Annotated in this window: 20 protein-coding genes and 1 riboswitch; of the genes, 14 read left to right on the top strand and 6 right to left on the bottom strand. The window is 66.6% G+C overall.

The features are described from left to right. The first annotated feature begins 74 nt into the window (after positions 1-74). A riboswitch (cobalamin riboswitch) is annotated at positions 75-289 on the top strand. Positions 290-342: 53 nt separating this feature from the next. The 4 genes from LH400_RS17470 (at position 343) to LH400_RS17455 (ending at position 2,971) form a co-directional block, all read left to right on the top strand. Continuing rightward, a complete protein-coding gene (locus LH400_RS17470) occupies positions 343-1,023 on the top strand; it encodes an energy-coupling factor ABC transporter permease (RefSeq protein WP_229154213.1) in 681 nt (226 codons plus the stop codon). Positions 1,024-1,203: 180 nt separating this feature from the next. Then, the gene (locus tag LH400_RS17465; RefSeq protein WP_229154212.1) at positions 1,204-1,611 is read left to right on the top strand and encodes a hypothetical protein; all 408 of its coding nucleotides are present in this window, start codon (positions 1,204-1,206) and stop codon (positions 1,609-1,611) included. A 65-nt stretch (positions 1,612-1,676) separates the two neighbouring features. Then, positions 1,677-2,207: a copper chaperone PCu(A)C gene (locus tag LH400_RS17460; RefSeq protein WP_229154210.1), complete on the top strand. Its 531-nt coding sequence runs from the start codon at positions 1,677-1,679 to the stop codon at positions 2,205-2,207. Positions 2,208-2,353: 146 nt separating this feature from the next. Then, on the top strand, positions 2,354-2,971 hold the full coding sequence (locus tag LH400_RS17455; protein ID WP_229154208.1) for a pyridoxamine 5'-phosphate oxidase family protein: 618 nt from the start codon (positions 2,354-2,356) through the stop codon (positions 2,969-2,971). Between the two features lie 59 nt (positions 2,972-3,030). Here LH400_RS17455 and LH400_RS17450 read toward each other — a convergent pair whose 3' ends face one another. Beyond that, positions 3,031-3,396 carry a gamma-butyrobetaine hydroxylase family protein gene (locus LH400_RS17450; protein ID WP_229154206.1) on the bottom strand — a complete coding sequence of 122 codons (366 nt, stop codon included), beginning with the start codon at positions 3,394-3,396 and terminating at the stop codon, positions 3,031-3,033. Between the two features lie 206 nt (positions 3,397-3,602). On the opposite strand from LH400_RS17450, the gene moaA reads away from it, so the two are divergent. After that, complete coding sequence (moaA, locus tag LH400_RS17445) at positions 3,603-4,592, top strand: GTP 3',8-cyclase MoaA (protein ID WP_229154446.1); 990 nt, start codon at positions 3,603-3,605, stop codon at positions 4,590-4,592. Between the two features lie 5 nt (positions 4,593-4,597). Then, on the top strand, positions 4,598-5,080 hold the full coding sequence (locus LH400_RS17440; protein ID WP_229154204.1) for a hypothetical protein: 483 nt from the start codon (positions 4,598-4,600) through the stop codon (positions 5,078-5,080). A gap of 78 nt (positions 5,081-5,158) precedes the next feature. Here the strand turns inward: LH400_RS17440 and LH400_RS17435 are convergent, their stop codons facing one another. Further along, positions 5,159-5,755 (bottom strand): hypothetical protein, encoded by a 597-nt coding sequence (locus tag LH400_RS17435; RefSeq protein WP_229154202.1) that lies wholly within the window; start codon positions 5,753-5,755, stop codon positions 5,159-5,161. A 325-nt stretch (positions 5,756-6,080) separates the two neighbouring features. Between LH400_RS17435 and LH400_RS17430 the strand changes: the two genes are divergently transcribed. The 3 genes from LH400_RS17430 to LH400_RS17420 all read left to right on the top strand — a co-directional run bounded on the left by LH400_RS17430 (position 6,081) and on the right by LH400_RS17420 (position 8,582). Further along, positions 6,081-6,974 carry a DMT family transporter gene (locus LH400_RS17430; RefSeq protein ID WP_255617739.1) on the top strand — a complete coding sequence of 298 codons (894 nt, stop codon included), beginning with the start codon at positions 6,081-6,083 and terminating at the stop codon, positions 6,972-6,974. Positions 6,975-7,035: 61 nt separating this feature from the next. Continuing rightward, on the top strand, positions 7,036-7,647 hold the full coding sequence (gene mobA, locus LH400_RS17425) for a molybdenum cofactor guanylyltransferase MobA (protein WP_229154198.1): 612 nt from the start codon (positions 7,036-7,038) through the stop codon (positions 7,645-7,647). Positions 7,648-7,784: 137 nt separating this feature from the next. Then, complete coding sequence (locus LH400_RS17420; protein WP_229154196.1) at positions 7,785-8,582, top strand: ABC transporter substrate-binding protein; 798 nt, start codon at positions 7,785-7,787, stop codon at positions 8,580-8,582. Between the two features lie 76 nt (positions 8,583-8,658). Here LH400_RS17420 and LH400_RS17415 read toward each other — a convergent pair whose 3' ends face one another. Next, entirely contained in the window at positions 8,659-9,627 is a 969-nt protein-coding gene (locus LH400_RS17415; RefSeq protein WP_229154194.1) for an MBL fold metallo-hydrolase, read from the bottom strand. 111 nt (positions 9,628-9,738) lie between these two features. Between LH400_RS17415 and LH400_RS17410 the strand changes: the two genes are divergently transcribed. The 4 genes from LH400_RS17410 (at position 9,739) to LH400_RS17395 (ending at position 12,518) form a co-directional block, all read left to right on the top strand. Beyond that, a complete protein-coding gene (locus LH400_RS17410) occupies positions 9,739-10,449 on the top strand; it encodes an ABC transporter permease (RefSeq protein WP_229154192.1) in 711 nt (236 codons plus the stop codon). Then, positions 10,446-11,258 carry an ABC transporter permease gene (locus LH400_RS17405; protein ID WP_370638411.1) on the top strand — a complete coding sequence of 271 codons (813 nt, stop codon included), beginning with the start codon at positions 10,446-10,448 and terminating at the stop codon, positions 11,256-11,258. Before LH400_RS17410 ends, LH400_RS17405 begins: the two co-directional genes overlap by 4 nt. A 16-nt stretch (positions 11,259-11,274) precedes the next feature. After that, a complete protein-coding gene (locus tag LH400_RS17400) occupies positions 11,275-11,559 on the top strand; it encodes a helix-turn-helix domain-containing protein (protein WP_229154190.1) in 285 nt (94 codons plus the stop codon). Between the two features lie 89 nt (positions 11,560-11,648). Further along, a complete protein-coding gene (locus tag LH400_RS17395) occupies positions 11,649-12,518 on the top strand; it encodes an NAD(P)-dependent oxidoreductase (protein ID WP_229154188.1) in 870 nt (289 codons plus the stop codon). 94 nt (positions 12,519-12,612) lie between these two features. Here LH400_RS17395 and LH400_RS17390 read toward each other — a convergent pair whose 3' ends face one another. The 3 genes from LH400_RS17390 to LH400_RS17380 form a co-directional block, all read right to left on the bottom strand. Further along, positions 12,613-13,098: an Lrp/AsnC family transcriptional regulator gene (locus LH400_RS17390; RefSeq protein WP_229154186.1), complete on the bottom strand. Its 486-nt coding sequence runs from the start codon at positions 13,096-13,098 to the stop codon at positions 12,613-12,615. Between the two features lie 123 nt (positions 13,099-13,221). Further along, positions 13,222-13,875, bottom strand: a complete 654-nt coding sequence (locus tag LH400_RS17385; protein ID WP_229154184.1) for a uracil-DNA glycosylase family protein — start codon at positions 13,873-13,875, stop codon at positions 13,222-13,224. Then, on the bottom strand, positions 13,872-14,483 hold the full coding sequence (locus tag LH400_RS17380) for a glutathione S-transferase family protein (protein WP_229154182.1): 612 nt from the start codon (positions 14,481-14,483) through the stop codon (positions 13,872-13,874). The genes LH400_RS17385 and LH400_RS17380 overlap by 4 nt, the downstream gene beginning before the upstream one ends. 259 nt (positions 14,484-14,742) lie before the next feature. Here LH400_RS17380 and LH400_RS17375 point away from each other — a divergent pair, with 259 nt between their 5' ends. Beyond that, complete coding sequence (locus LH400_RS17375) at positions 14,743-16,242, top strand: sensor histidine kinase (RefSeq protein WP_229154180.1); 1,500 nt, start codon at positions 14,743-14,745, stop codon at positions 16,240-16,242. Positions 16,243-16,246: the final 4 nt, after the last annotated feature.

Raw genomic sequence — 16,246 nt, 5'->3', positions numbered from 1 at the left:
CCGTACGACGGGGGCCGGATCGGGCGGAAACGGGAAAAAGCGTAAGCGCGTCTTCCCATCGAACCAATTGTCGGGTTAGCATCGATGCCGATGGTTCTGCCGCGCGCCGACGCGCCGGCGGATGAAAAGGGAACACGGTGAGGCGTACCCATCAGGGACCGAGACCGTGGCTGCCCCCGCAACTGTAAGCGGCGAGCGACGCCTGAACTGCCACTGGCTGAGAGGCCGGGAAGGCAAGGCCGAGCGAAGACCCGCAAGCCAGGAGACCTGCCATCGAAAGTCGCGCCCCTTTTGGCGCATCCTCAACATCTCCTGCACGGCGGGTGCAGAAAGGAGACCCACATGCATATCGAACCCGGTGTCGTCACCGGCGCCAAGATCGCGTTGTCCTTCGCGACCGGAGCCGGCGCGGCCGTCGTCGGCCTGAAGCTCGCGGCCGACACCGTCCGGCGGGACGGCGGCCTCGTCAGCCTTGCCGGCCGCAGCGCTGTCGCGACCGCGCTCGTCTTCTCGTTCTTCCAGATCCTGCCGCACTATCCGGTCGGCATCTCCGAGGTCCATCTCATCCTCGGCTCGACGCTCTTCCTGATGTTCGGCGCCGGGCCTGCCGCCATCGGCCTCGCCGCCGGCCTCCTGATCCAGGGGCTGTTCTTCTCGCCCTTCGACCTGCCGCAATACGGCATGAACGTCACGACGCTGCTCGTTCCGCTCTGGGGCATCTCGGCACTGGCGAAGCGCATCATCCCCGAGCGCACCCCCTATGTCGAGACGAGCTACCTCCAGGCGCTGTCGCTGTCGACGGCCTATCAGGGCGGCATCGTCGCCTGGGTCGCCTTCTGGGCGTTCTATGGCGAGGGCGTCACAGCGCAGAGCTTCTCCGCCGTCGCCACCTTCGGCGGCGCCTACATGCTGGTCGTCATCGTCGAGCCGCTGATCGACCTCGCCGTGCTCGCGGCCGCGAAGTCGCTCACCAAGACGACAAGCGGCCCGCTCTTCGCCCGGCGCCTGCACCAAGCGGCCTGAGGGGCGCTCCGAACGGCCCGGACCGCGCGTCCGGGCCAGGCGATCCGGCATCTCCAGGCGGGCCGCCTTCATGCGACGGCCCGCTTGTCCCCTGCCTCCCTCGACCATCTCTGCGGACCATCGATATCCCCCTTGAACTGAGTCCTTGGCAGCGGCCGATTTCGTGCTATCGGTGGCGTCATGAGGATCTTTCGCCAGCTGTTCCGGGATCGGTCGGCGGCCTTCGCGGCCGTGCTGATCCTCGTGCAGCTGCTACTGGTCCAGGCGGCGGCCTCCGCCTTCGGCTGCGCCGCCACCGGCGCGAGCGATCTCTTCGGCGGGCCGGTGATCTGCCATGGCGGCGCCGTGACGCTGCCGGGCGATCCATCCCAGACGCATGATTGCTGCCTCGACTGCCAGTGCGGCATCGCCTGCGGCGCACAGGTCCATCTCCTCGCGAGCCTGCCGCCGCAGACCGACCTCGGCGCCGCCTTCGCGCTCGCCGAATCTCGCCGCGACTGGTTGCCGCCCCTCGTCGAAAGATCGGGGCCGCGACCGCCACCGGTCGTCGTACCCGCCCCCAGGGGCCCGCCCTCCGTCTCAGTCTGAACAGCTTCGATGTCGCGGGCAAAGGCCGCGCGACGCATCAGACTTGTTGAGCACGGAGAAACGACATGGCTCTCATCCAAAAGCTGGCGCTTGGCGCCTTCATGACCCTCGCAACCGCGTCCGGCGCGGCGGCGCACGAATACAAGGCCGGCGCCATCACCATCGGACATCCCTGGGCCCGCGCGACGCTGCCGAACGCGCCGGTCGCGGGCGGCTACATGACCATCGACAACACCGGGTCCGAGGCGGACCGCCTCATCGGCGGGTCGACGCCGGCCGCCAAGGCCGTCGAGGTCCATGAGATGTCCGTCGATGGCGGCGTCATGAAGATGCGGCAATTGCCGGACGGGCTGGAGATTCCCGCCGGCCAGTCGGTCACGCTGAAGCCCGGCAGCTATCACCTCATGCTGATCGGGCCCACAGAGCGCCTGACCAAGGGCATGCGGGTGCCGCTGACGCTGAAGTTCGAGAAGGCGGGCTCGGTCGCTGTCGAACTCGCGGTCGAAGACGTTGCGACGCGGAAGCCGGAGATGGCCGGCGATCACGATGCCATGTCCGGCATGCACGCCGGCCAGCCGGGAACGGCCGCCAAGTAGCCACCGGCGATCGGATGCGACAAGGGCGGCCACGACTTGGGCATCGGCCGCCCTCCACCGGAGCCCACAATTTCCGGGCGGACGGCGGGCGGGCTTGCCGGTGCGAAGCGGATGGATCAGCGTCCGCCCGGAATGGAGGACAGAGCATGAGCGACACGATCATCCGCGACATCGAGGCGCTACAGCGGGTCTACAGCGAACCGCCGGTCGCTCGGGCGCTGACGAAGGAGCTCGACCACCTCTCCGATCACTACCGCGCACTGATCGAAGCCTCGCCTTTCGTCCTCCTCGCCAGCGTCGGGCCGGAAGGCCTCGACTGTTCGCCGCGCGGCGACGCGCCGGGCTTCGTAAAGGTCGCCGACCAGCGCACGCTGCTCCTGCCGGACCGGCGCGGCAACAACCGCATCGACACGTTGAAGAACATCGTGCGCGATCCGCGCGTCGCGCTGCTCTTCCTGGTGCCGGGCGTCGGCGAAACGCTCAGGGTGAACGGAACCGCCGAGATCGACGTCGATCCGGCCCTTCTCGCCCTGTTCGACGTCGGTGGAAAACCGGCGAAGTCGGTGCTGCGCATCCATGTCGAGCGTGTCTATTTCCAGTGCCAGAAGGCGCTCGCCCGCTCCCGGCTCTGGGACCCCGCGTGCCAAGTCGAGCGCTCGACGCTTCCCACCGCTGGCGACATCCTCTCGGCCCTGGACCGGGAATTCGACGGCAAGACCTACGATGCCGGATATCCCGAGCACATGAAGGCGACGCTGTACTGACCGGCGACGGTCTCGCACTGGGGGACGCGGCCGGCTCCCTCATCCGGCATCGCCGGACGTCACCGCTCCCGCTTCAGCCCCTTGGCCTTCAGCTCTTCGAGATAGGCCCGCCAGCGTTCGTCCTTCTCGCGACCGAGCTCGGCGAGATAGCTCCAGGTGTAGATGCCGCTGTCGTGACCGTCGGAAAAGACGATGCGGATGGCGTAATGGCCGATCGGCAGGATGTTGGCGATGGCGACATCCTTCTTGCCGCCGACAGTCTTCCTCTGGTCGGGCGAATGGCCCTGGACCTCGGCAGAGGGGGAGAGGACGCGCAGGAATTCGGCGGAAAATTCGTCCCGCGCCCCGCCCGGAAACACCACGACGAGGGTCCGACGGTCGGCGCCGACCCGCAGTTCCTCGGGGGCTGGAGAGCTTTCGGTCATAGCGGATTCATTCCTTCGTTGAATGGCTTGATCGGAACCGGCCGCTTGACCGGGACCCCAGCGCCTTCCACATTCGTCGCATGACCGAGACAACGCCCCGCATGCGCTACAATCTTCTCGACACGACCGGCCTGATCAAGACGCCGCGACCTGTCGCCGCCGAGCCGATCGCCACGACCCGTCAGCCACAACCTGTCGGGCCGGAGATGATCGATCCGTTCGGCCGCGCGATAACCTATCTGCGCGTCTCCGTCACGGACCGTTGCGATTTCCGCTGCGTCTACTGCATGGCGGAGGACATGACCTTCCTGCCGAAGCGGGATCTCCTGACGCTGGAAGAACTCGACCGGCTGGCCACCGCTTTCGTCGAAAAGGGCGTGAAGAAGCTGCGGCTGACGGGCGGCGAGCCCTTGGTGCGCAAGAACATCATGCACCTCATCCGCTCGCTGTCGCGCCATCTCGATTCCGGCGCCCTGCAGGAACTGACGCTGACCACCAATGGCTCGCAGCTGACGCGTTTCGCCTCCGAACTCGCCGATTGCGGCGTCAAGCGGCTCAACGTCTCGCTCGACACGCTCGATCCCGACAAGTTCCGCGAGATCACGCGCTGGGGCGAACTCGATCAGGTGATGAAGGGCATCCGCGCCGCCCAGGACGCCGGCATCCACATCAAGCTCAACGCCGTCGCGCTGAAGGGCTTCAACGACGCCGAAATCCCGTCGATGATCGAATGGGCGCATGGCGAGGGCATGGACTTCACCCTGATCGAGACCATGCCGATGGGCGAGATCGACGAGGACCGGACCGATCGCTATCTGCCGCTGAGCCAGGTGCGCACCGACCTTTCCGAGCGGTGGACGCTCGACGACATTCCGTTCAAGACCGGCGGCCCGGCGCGCTATGTCGAGATTGCCGAGACCGGCGGGCGCCTCGGCTTCATCACGCCGATGACGCACAATTTCTGCGAAAGCTGCAACCGGGTTCGGGTCACCTGCACGGGCACGCTATTCATGTGCCTCGGCCAGGAAGACGCCGCAGACCTCAGGGCCCCACTCAGGGCCTCGGAGGGGAACGAATTGCTGTCGCATGCCATTGACGAGGCAATCGGCCGCAAGCCGAAGGGACATGACTTCATCATCGACCGCGCGACGAAGAGGCCTTCGGTCTCGCGGCATATGAGCGTGACCGGAGGATAATTCTGATGCAGACATCGCTGATCGCGACAGCTGCGGGCATCGGGCTCGCGGCACTGGTAAGCTGCGCCCCCGCGCTGGCGGGCGACATCAATTACAGGAACGAACGCTACGGCACCTCCGCGACCTTCCCGTCGGAGGAATTCCCGAACCGGCTGCCGGCGCCGACCAATGGCGACGGCCTTGGCTGGGCCTCACCGGATGGCGCCCAGATCTTCATCTATGCCCGGCCCAACAATGGCGGCGAGACGCCGAAATCGGTGATCGGGGATCGGGCCTCCACCGACCGCGTGACCTATGACGCTTCCGGCAATAGTTGGGCGGTGGTGTCGGGATATCGGGACGGCAAGATCTTCTACGAGCGCTACATCTTCCGCGGCGGCCTCATCCATTCGATCTCGATCCGCTACCCGCCTTCGCTGCGCTCGGAATACGACCCGCTCGTCGGACCGATCACGAAGACGCTGCGCGGCCCGTCACGCGAGGGCTGATACGGCAGCGCCGCCGGGCGAACGTCTCGCTCCGACGTATGAGAGCGCGTTGCCCCTACCACTGGGGCGACGCGAGGCTCACACGCGGCGAACCCTGTCCGTCCAGTTGAAGACCGGCGCCGCTACCGGCTCCGAAGCGCTCTCTACGCTCGCAGCGCTCTCCGCCTCCTCGTCCTGAGGAGGGGAAGCACTTGCCACAACGCCGTGCGCCTCCGTGAGGGGATCCTCACGAGATGAAGGCGGTCGCTCCACAGAGATCGGTTCCGGCTTTTCGGGCTCCCGCGCCAGAGCATCCACGAGATCCTCGAGGGGCAAGCTGGCCAGTTCGTCTTCGCTGGTCAGGCATTCAATTCCGGAATGTGCGTCGCGATGGCCGCCATCCGCTGACATGCGAGGCGGTTCGGGGGCGGCAGTTGCGATCGCAGGCGCCGGGTCCTCGACCGGGATGGGATTGGCGACCGAAAAAACCGCGCCGATCGCTGTCTCCAGCCCGACGACGCCCCGGCCGGCCCCGCCGGTCACGGGATCCGCATCCTCGCGGGGCCGATCGGGCCGGGCCTGCGCGGGCGCCGTCTGTTCCGGCTCGTCCACCTCGGCATGCGTCGGCCTGCGACGCTTGCGCGGCTGGCGATACCCACCGAGAACGGCATCCACGGCAGAGAAATCGAAGGACATCCTCTTCCTGCCCACCTTGAAAAGCCCATCCTGCTCGAACTATCCAAGCATCGTATTACGTCGAAAATTAGAATTTTACGCAGCGTATTCGCTAGAACGGTCCGGCGATACTTCCAGCGCTCGAATTCCCGGGCTCGCTACCGTCTCGGGATTGGGAGAGGCGGCAGGCCTGCCGGTGCTCGATCCACGAAAGGCAGCGCCTGATCGGAGGACGATTCCGCTCGATCTCAGCCCGACGCGGCGCAATTCTCGAAATATCATCCTCGAATCGAGGGAGATCATGTAGCGTCGGCAATTCCCGCCCCGATGTCTTCCGGCTTCTCCCTTGCCCAGCGACAATCTCCGTGCAGCCCTGTTGATGCTCGCTTCCATGGCGGGGTTCGTCGTCAACGACACCTTCGTGAAGCTCGCCTCGGCGGAGCTCGCGACGGCCCAGATCATGGCGCTGCGCGGGATTGCCGCCTCCGCGTTCCTCTTCCTGCTGGCATGGCGCTTCGGAGCGCTGCGGCCGCCCGCACTCCTCAAAAATCCCCGGCTGCTCCTGCGCACGGTGACCGACGTCCTGGCGACGCTCACCTACATCACGGCGCTCGGCCAGATGCCGATCGCCAACGCTTCGGCCGTGTTCCAGGCGCTGCCGCTGGTGATCACGCTCGCCGCGGCGCTGCTCTTCAAGGAGCCGGTCGGCTGCCGCCGCTGGACCGCGCTCGCCGTCGGCTTCCTCGGGGTGATGATCATCGTGAAGCCTGGCACGGAGGGCTTCAACGTCTATTCGCTGGCGGTCCTCGCCTCCGTCCTCGCCTCGGCGGTGCGCGACCTGACCACGCGGCGGATGGACAGAGCGGTCCCCTCGCTCTTCATCTCCCTGGTCACAGCCGTCGGCGTCACCCTGGTCGGCTGGCTGCTGATCCCGCTCACCGGCGGCTGGCAACCGGTCAGCGCGCCGGTCGCGGCCTATCTCTGCGGCGCCGCTCTGGCGATCGCCATCGGCTATATCTTCATCGTCCAGGCGATGCGGGTGGGCGAGGCCGGCTTCGTCGCGCCATTCCGCTACTCCATCCTGCTCTACGCGCTGATCATCGGCTTCGTGGTGTTCGGCGACCTGCCTTCGGCGACGACGCTTTTCGGCTCGGCGGTGGTGGTGGCGAGCGGCGTCTACACGCTCTATCGTGAGCGGGTTCGCGGCCTGACGAAAGTGGCGAGGACGCAGGTGCATTAATGTCGGCAGAGCCGAGCGAGCACACCGAGATGATCCGGCGGCCGGCGCCGCCTCTGCGTCCATGACGCCCGCCGGCCTCATCCTCGCCGGTGGCCGCGGCAGCCGCATGGGCGGAGGCGTGCCGAAGCCGCTGCTCCGCCTTTGCGGGCGGGCGATGCTCGCCCATGTCGTCGACCGGCTGTCGGGCTCCTGCGCGCCGCTCTGGATCAACGCGCAGGCAGGGGCCGGCTACGAGGCATTTGGCCTCGAACTCGTCGCCGACCGCCGGGCGGATTTCCGTGGACCGCTGGCGGGGGTCGAGGCCGGGCTGACACGGCTTGCCGAAACGCCGGCTCTTGCCACCCATCTCCTCACCGTCCCCGGCGATACGCCCTTCCTGCCGAGGGACATCGTTGAACGGATGACGGAGGATGCAGGCAGCCGGCCCGTCGTCGCCCGCTTTGCCGGGCGGCTGCAGCCAACGGTGTCGCTCTGGCCGCTCGCCATCTTGCCGGATCTCACGGCATGGCTCGATGCCGGGAAGCCGCTCGCGATGCGCGCCTTCCTGGACGCTGTCGGGCATGGCGCCGTCGACATTCCGCCGAACGACCACGCGCCGGAGGGCAATCCCTTCTTCAACGTCAACACGCCGGACGATCTGGCTCTCGCCGAAGCCTTTTCCGGGAAAGCATAAATTCATCGCGCGCCGGCCGGCGCGGTTGCCACCGGTCCGGAAAAAATGCCAGCATGCACGCCTTGTGGGCATGCATCGGAAAGCGGCGCTCGATAGACGCCGCGGCGCATGCTCCTCCTGACAAGCAAGAGGTCTTCATGCGATTTGCCCAAACCCTCGCCCTGGCTGCGGCCCTTTCCGCCCTCGCCGCCGGCTCCGCCTTCGCCCAGTCGGACGATTCCGGCAAGGACTGGTCTAAGGTCGTGATCGGCACCGAGGGTGCCTATCCACCCTTCAACTTCCTCGACGCCTCGGGCGAGCTGAAGGGCTTCGACGTCGACATCGCCAAGGCGCTCTGCGACCAGATGAAGGTCACCTGCACCTTCGTCACGCAGGACTGGGACGGCATGATCCCGGCGCTGCAGAACGGCAATTTCGACGCGATCCTCGCCTCGATGTCGATCACGCCGGAGCGCGAAAAACAGATCGACTTCACCAACAAATATTACCAGACGCCGCCGGCGATCGCCGTGCCGAAGGATTCCGACATCAAGGAAGCCACGGATGAGGCGCTGAAGGGCAAGCAGATCGGCGCCCAGGTCTCGACCACGCACGCCCAGGCGGCCGAGGCGCTCTTCCCCGACGCGGAGGTGCGGCAGTACCCGACGGCCGAGGAGTACAAGCTCGACATCGAGAACGGACGTCTCGACGCGGTCATGGACGACGTCGTCGTTCTCACCGAATGGGTGAAGAGCGACGAAGGCCAGTGCTGCAAGATCCTCGGCACGCTGCCGGCCGATCCGAAGATCTACGGCAAGGGCGTCGGCGTCGGCCTGCGCAAGGGCTCCGACAAGCTGAAGCAGATGTTCAACGACGCTATCGTCGCGATCCGTGAGGACGGGACCTACAAGACGATCCAGGACAAGTATTTCGACTTCGACGTCTACGGCAAATAAGCTTCCGGCGCTTCGTCAGACAAGGAGCCGCGGCGATCCCTCGCCGCGGCTCCTTTCGCTCGGACTTGGTGGCGCCTCAGCCGAGATCGTACTGCCAGGCGCTCGGGACGAAGTCGTAGGCCTGGTCGCCCGTCCCCTCAACCACATGGCCGAGGCTCGGGAAGGCGATGTGCATGCCGGCGATCCTCGTCCGGTTCCGGGCGACCTCATCGAGCAGCGCCTTGCGCGTCGCGATCGCCTTTTCGGGCTCGGAATCGAAGGAGATGCCGACATCCGGCCGCGGGAACTGGATCGGCGCGACATGGACGATGTCACCCCAGACGAGGAGCCCGTCCTCGCCCTCGCCGATCTGGTAGCCGCAATGGCCGGGCGTATGGCCGAAGAGTTCGCGCGCCGCAATGCCCGGCACGACCTCCCCGGGCCCGTCGAAGGGCTTCACCCGGTCGCCATAGGCGGTCATCGCCGCCGAGGCGAGGTCGAACATGCCCTTGGCGCCGTCCGGAGCCGCCGCCTTGTTCTCCTCGCTCGTCCAGTAATCGCGTTCCTTGCGGTGGACATGGACAATGGCGTTCGGAAAGTTCGGCTGGCCGTTCGCGGCGAGGCCGCCGACATGGTCGGGATGCAGATGCGTCAACAGCACATCGTCGACCGTTTCGGGCGAAATGCCGGCGGCGGTGAGCCGGTCGACGAGCCTGCCCGTTTCGGGGAACGCGCCGGCCGCGCCGGTGTCGATCAGCGCCGTGCGGTCCGCCATCTGGACGACGAAGGCGTTGACACCCGTCGTCACCGGCGGCTTTCCCCGGAACGCCTGATGGAGCAGCGCCGCGGCGTCCTCGGGGCTGATGTTGGACAGGAGCGAAACGTCGAGTTCAAGATAGCCGTCGGAGACCGCGGTGACGACGGCATCGCCGGCCTTAGTGCGATAGATCGGCGTCACCTGGCCGGAGGGCATGTCGGACTTGGCGAGCGCCGGCAGGCTGGCGAAGCGCACGAGGACGGGCGCGGCGAGCGCGCTCGCGACGAAGTTGCGGCGGGAAAGATGCATGGGGGTTCCTCCGGGTCTTTATCGTTAGAGAAATGCATAGTGCCATCAACTGTGAATGCACTGCGACAGTCGCTTGCTGAACGGTGCGGTCATGCGTAACCATAACAACCGATGAACGATACCTGGACCCTGATCGGCTTCGGCCCCACGGGATGGGGCGACGACATCGCGTGGGGGGTCCTCGTCACCGCCTCGCTGTCGGTCGCGACCCTGCCGATCGGGCTCGTCGTCGGCTTCCTGATGGCGATCGCCAAGCAGTCGGACGACCGGCTTTTGAACCTGTCGGCCAACATCTACACGACGATCTTCCGGGGCCTGCCGGAACTTCTGACGCTGTTCCTGGTCTATTTCGGCGTCAACAGCGCGCTGAAGTCGGCGACCCAGGCGGTGGGCCTTCCCGCCATCACGCTGTCGAGCTTCGTCTCCGGCATGATCGCGCTCGGCGTCGTCTTCTCGGCCTTCGCGAGCGAGGTGTTCCTCTCCGCCTTCCGGGCGATCCCGCACGGCCAGCGCGAGGGCGGCGCCGCGCTCGGCCTCAGGAATTCACGCATCATGCTCCTGATCATCCTGCCGCAGCTGATCAAGATCGCGCTGCCGGGGCTTGCCAATCTCTGGATGAACCTTCTGAAGGACACCGCCCTCGTCTCCGTCATCGGACTATCCGACATCCTGCGCCAGGCGGGGATCGCGGCGCGCGTCTCGCGCGAGCCGTTCCTCTTCTTCGGCGTCGCGATCGTCCTCTATCTCGTCCTGACGATGATCTCCTCGCTCGCAATCGGGCGGATCGACCGCTGGACCAAGCGCGGGGCGATGGCCAAGTGAGCGAGGCGGCGCTCTCCGCCAAGGCACCGGCCCCGCCGCGGGCGCGGCCGAAACCCGCCGGCATCGTCGCGATCAGCATCTGGATCGCGATCGCCGTCCTCTTCCTCGTCTACATCGTCGAGGTGTTCGACCCGTCGCTATTCACCCGCTTCGGCCCGGCCTATCTCTCCGGCCTGTGGGTGACGATCTCGCTGGTCGTCGTCTCCTTCGTCTGCGGGGCGATCGTCTCCTTGCCCGTGGCGCTCGGGCGCATGGCGACGAACCCGCTGGCGCGCGGCGCCGCCTTCGTCTTCGTCTACTTCTTTCGCGGCACGCCGCTGATCGCGCAGATCTTCCTCGTCTATTACGGCTTCGGCGAGTTCCGCGGCTTCTTCGAGGCGATCGGCCTGTGGGGCTTCTTCCGCGAGGCCTGGTACTGCGCGCTGTTCTCGCTGGCGCTCAACACGGCGGCCTATCAGGCCGAAATCCTGCGCGGCGCGATCGAAAGCGTGCCGAGGGGCCAGTGGGAGGGGGCGCGCTCGCTCGGCTTGTCGCGCGCGGTGATCTTCTTCAAGGTCGTGTTGCCGCAGGCGATGATCGTCGCCCTTCGCCCCTATGCCAACGAGATCATCCTGATGATCAAGGCGTCCGCCATCGTCGCGATCATCACCGTCTACGACCTCTTCGGCGAGACCCGCCAGGCCTATTCGCGTACCTATGATTTCCAGACCTATGTCTGGGCGGCCCTCCTCTACCTCGCCATCGTCGAGGCCCTGCGGCACGCCACGAACTGGGCGGAGCGGCGGCTGACCCGGCATTTGGAGCGGTAGATTGAAGGACTTCTCGGTGTTTCGGGAAGAGCTCCTCGCCGATCCCGAGGTGAAGGCGGCCTATGACGCGATGGCCGCCGAGTTCGCCGTGGCCAAGGCCCTGATCGCCGCGCGCAGCGCCGCCAAGCTCTCCCAGAAGGACGTCGCCGAGCGGATGAGGACGTCGCAGTCGGCGATCGCGCGGATGGAGAGCGGACGCCAGTCCGTCTCGACCGGCTCGATCCAGAAATATGCCTCCGCCGTCGGCCGGCCGATCACCATCGAGATCAGGCCGCTGCCCGCAAGGCCTGCCACGTCCTGATTCCGCCCTTCCCGGCGCCTCCCAGATTGACCCCTGCCCCCCGGCGGTCTAGTTCGCACCCATTGCGAGCCAGACGGGGAGACGGACACATGGCCAAGGTCGCATTCATCGGTTTGGGCGTCATGGGCTATCCGATGGCCGGACACCTGAAGGAGAAGGGCGGCCACGACGTCACCGTCTGGAACCGGACGAGCGAGAAGGCCGCGAAATGGGCCGACCAGTACGGCGGCAAGCATGCGCCCTCGCCGCGCGAGGCCGCGAGCGGCGCCGGCTTCGTGTTCATGTGCGTCGGCAATGACGACGACGTGCGCTCCGTCGTCTATGGCGAGGACGGCATCTTCGCCGGCATGGACAAGGGCGCGACCCTCGTCGACAACACCACCGCCTCGGCCGAACTCGCCCGTGAGCTTGCGGAAGCGGCGAGCGAGAAGGGCATCAAATTCATCGACGCCCCGGTCTCCGGCGGCCAGGCCGGCGCCGAGAACGGCGCGCTGACGGTGATGTGCGGCGGCGACCAGGCTGACTTCGGTGAGGCAAAGCCGGTGATCGAGGCCTATGCCAAGATGGTCGGGCTGATGGGTCCGGCCGGCTCCGGCCAGCTGACCAAGATGATGAACCAGATCTGCATCGCCGGCCTCGTCCAGGGGCTGTCGGAGGCGATCGCCTTCGGCCAGAAGTCCGGACTGGACATCGAGAAGGTCGTCTCGGTGATCTCCAAGGGCGCCGCCGGCTCCTGGCAGATGGAGAACCGCCACAAGACGATGAACGAGGGCCATTACGACCACGGCTTCGCGGTGGAGTGGATGCGCAAGGACCTCGGCATCTGCCTTGCCGAAGCCAAGCGCAACGGCGCCCGCCTGCCCGTCACCGCCCTCGTCGACCAGTTCTACGCCGAGGTCGAGGCAATGGGCGGCAAGCGCTGGGACACGTCGAGTTTGCTGGCGCTGCTCAATCGGTGACGTCCGGATCGGGAGCGGCCTTACACCGTCATCCTCGCTTGAAGCGGAACCGCGATCGGCGCAATCGGCGCCGACAGGAGATCCCTCGCGCCGTTCACTCCCCGCGCGGTTCCTTGTCCAGCACCATGTAGTCGAGCGGCAGTTCGGTCGTGTACTTGATCTGCTCCATGGCGAAGGAGGAGGAGACGTCGCGGATCTCGATCTTGGCGATCATCTTCTTGTAGAAGGCGTCGTAGGCGGCGATATCAGGCACGACGACCCGCAGCAGATAGTCGACGTCGCCGCTCATGCGGTAGAACTCGATCACCTCGGGAAATTCGCCGATCACCTCGGAAAAGCGCTTCAGCCATTCGTTGGAATGGGAATTGGTGCGGATCGAGACGAAGACGGTCACCCGCGCATTGACGCGGGACGGGTCGAGGATCGCGACCCGGCGCTTGATGACGCCCTCCTCCTCGAGCTTTTGGATCCGCCGCCAGCAGGGCGTCGTCGACAGCCCCACGCGCTTGGCGACGTCGGCGACGGCGAGCGTCGCATCTTCCTGCAGAAGCCTCAGGATCTTCTTGTCGAGCCGGTCCATTCCCGCATCACTCCGTCTTACGGCGAAAGACTTACAGGAGAGCGCGCTGAATCGGTAGGGTGGAGCCGCGCCGCTGCGGCTGCGTCTCCCACGGATTCCCGCTGCAACCGGATCGGCAGCGGCTCACACGAGTGCGGCCACGCGCTGCCTCAGCGCCGGCACGAGTTCGGCCTCGAAGAAGGGGTGGCGCTTCAGCCAGGCATTGTTGCGCCAGGAGGGATGCGGCAGCGGCAGGACCGGGGCGTAGCGCCCGCCCCGCTGAAGAATCGCCCGCCAGTCCGCCACCGTCTCGGTCAGCGACCGCCGGCCTCCCTCGATATGAAAGGCCTGCGCGTAGAGACCGATCGCCAGGATCAGCTCGACCTGCGGCATGGCGCGCATCACCTCATCATGCCAGGCCGCCCGGCATTCCTTGCGCGGCGGCAGGTCGCCACCCTTGGCGTCATAGCCGGGAAAGCAGAAGCCCATCGGTACGATGGCGAGCTTGGTCGGATCGTAGAACACCTCCGGCCCGATCCCCATCCAGTCGCGCAGGCGTACGCCGGAGGGGTCGTTGAACGGCTTGGTGGTCTTGTCGGCGAGGTTGCCCGGGGCCTGCCCGGCGACGACGAGACGCGCGGTGGAGGAGATCGCGAGGATCGGATTGGGCTCGATCGGCAGCGGTCTGCCGGCGGGCGAATCGCGGCAGATCCGGCAGGCGCGGACGCGGCGGTAGAGCGCTTCCGGGCTTTCCTGCGGGACCTCGCCGGGCCGCTGCTGCGCAGTCTGCCCCCTCAAGCCGCGGCGCTCGGCCGCGCGGCGACCGCCTCGTGCCAGCGCCGGACATTGGCGAGATCGTCCGGCAGCGCGATCTTCGCCGGCTTGAGAAAGTCGATCGCGACGAGACCGGTGATGTCGGCGATCGAGAAATCCTCTCCCGCGGCAAAGCGATTGCCCGCCAGATGCCGATCGAAAAGCTCCAGGAACTCCAGCGCCTTCCCGCGATTGGCCTCGCCCCATTCGCGGATCTGCGGCACCTCCATCCCGGCCATGGCCGGATGGGTGTGCCGGAAGGCGGTGGAGACGGGAAGATAAAGGCCGAGTTCGAGCCGGCGGTTCCACATCTCGGCCCTAGCCTGGCCCAGCGCCCCGGTGCCGAAGAGCGGCGGCTCCGGCTTGATCGCCTCGAAATAGCGGCAGATCGCCACCGATTCGGTGATGATCGTGCCGTCGTCGAGTTCCAGCACCGGCAAGCGCATGAGCGGGTTCTTCTGCGCCAGCGCGCCGGCGCGGTGCTCGAGCTTGGCGATGTCCACCGGCACGAGCTCGACAGCAATGCCCTTCTCGGCCAGGAAAATCCGGGTCCGGCGCGGGTTCGGGGCTCGCCCGCCGTCATAGAGCCGCATGGCGTCCTCCTTGTCTCCTTCGCGACGAAATGGCCGGCACCGCCGCCGTTTCAATCGCCGCTTCGGCAAGAGCCCGGTGGGACGACCTCTCCCGCCGCTGGCCCCTTGAGGCTCCGGCCTGCAGCCCCGTCGCACCGGGGGTTCCAGAGGTTTTCCACCGGTCCGGCCGATCTTTCAGGTTCTTTAAGGCATTTCTTTAAGCTTCTCGAAACAGAATGAGCCCTGTCCGAATGCGAAGCCGAGCGATCGTCCTAGTTTCATGTCCATCGCAGCACCGCCGTCCTACGAGTTCGCCACGCGCCGGCGCCAGCCGCGCAACCGCGACCTCACGCAGACGCTCCGGGCGACGCGCGAAAGGCTGTCGACCCGCGGCGGCCTGATTCCCCGCTTCGGCCTGGAACTCCTTGCACAGCATGCCGCGGGCCTGCGCGGCGCGGCGGTGGTGATGCCGCTGCCGGTCATGCTGGCCGGCTTCGGCCTGTCGGTCTTCACCGGCGCCCTTGCCGCCGCGCTATGGACGCTGGCGACGCTCGCCGCCTATTTCGGCCTCGTGATTCTGGCGCGGCGGTACTCGGCAGGGCCCGCCGAAGCCGAGCAGATCGCCCGCTGGCGGATGGTCTTCCTGTTCGGCCATATCGCGACGGGTCTGTGCTGGGCCTATCTCGCGACGCTCAGCTGCAGCCAGTGCGCCCCGCTGTCCTTCGACATCTTCCGATTCGCGGTCCTGTTCCTGGCGATCGCCTCGACGGCGATGATCTCCTCGACCCTCAAGGCCGTGGTGCCGGCAAGCTTCCTGGCACTCGTCGCCTTGCTCGGCTGGGGCATCTTGAGCGACCCGCAGCCGATGCGGCTCGCCATGAACGGCGTCCTGATCGGCGCGGTGCCATTCTTCGCCGCGGTCGCCGAGATCCTGAGGCGAAGTGCCGTACAGCGGATCGCCTATCAGGCCGACAAGGACGAGCTGATCGCCGAGCTCGAGACTGCGCGCAATCTGTCGGAGGAGGCGCGCCTCAGGGCCGAGGATGCCAATGCCGCGAAATCGCATTTCCTTGCGACCATCAGCCACGAGCTGCGCACGCCGCTGAACGCGATCCTCGGCTTTTCCGAAGTCATGGGCCACGAGATCCTCGGGCCAATCGGAACGGAGGCCTACAAGGACTACGTGGCCGACATCCACGCCTCCGGTCAGCATCTGCTCGGCCTGATCAACGAGATCCTGGACCTGTCGCGGATCGAGGCCGGGCGCTACGCGCTCAACGAGGAAGCGATTGAGATGGTGGCGATCGCGCGCGACTGCATCTCCATCCTCCGGATCAAGGCGGAAGCCAAATCCTTGAAGCTGCGCGCCGAGTTCGAGCCGGATCTGCCGGCGCTGTGGGCCGACGAACGGGCGGTGCGGCAGGTGATCATCAACCTGTTGTCGAACGCCGTGAAGTTCACGCCGCGAGGCGGCGAGATCATCCTGCGCGTCGGCTGGACGGCCGGCGGCGGACAATATGTCTCGGTCAGGGACAACGGCCCCGGCATTCCGGAAGAGGAGATCCCGATCGTCCTGTCCTCCTTCGGCCAGGGCTCGATCGCCATCAAGAGCGCCGAACAGGGCACCGGGCTCGGCCTGCCGATCGTCCAGGCGCTGGTCAAGCTGCACAACGGCCAGTTCGAGCTTCTGTCGCGGCTGCGGGAGGGCACCGAGGCGATCGCGATCTTCCCGCCGTCGCGCGTCCTTGAAGCGATGCCGGCGCTCGACGAATTCGCCTGACGGG

Origin of the sequence: Jiella soli (assembly GCF_020615385.1) — a bacterium.
Lineage (GTDB): Bacteria > Pseudomonadota > Alphaproteobacteria > Rhizobiales > Rhizobiaceae > VKMB-3413.
Note: the sequence above shows the minus strand (reverse complement) of the source record. Positions and strands in the feature narration are given on the sequence as shown.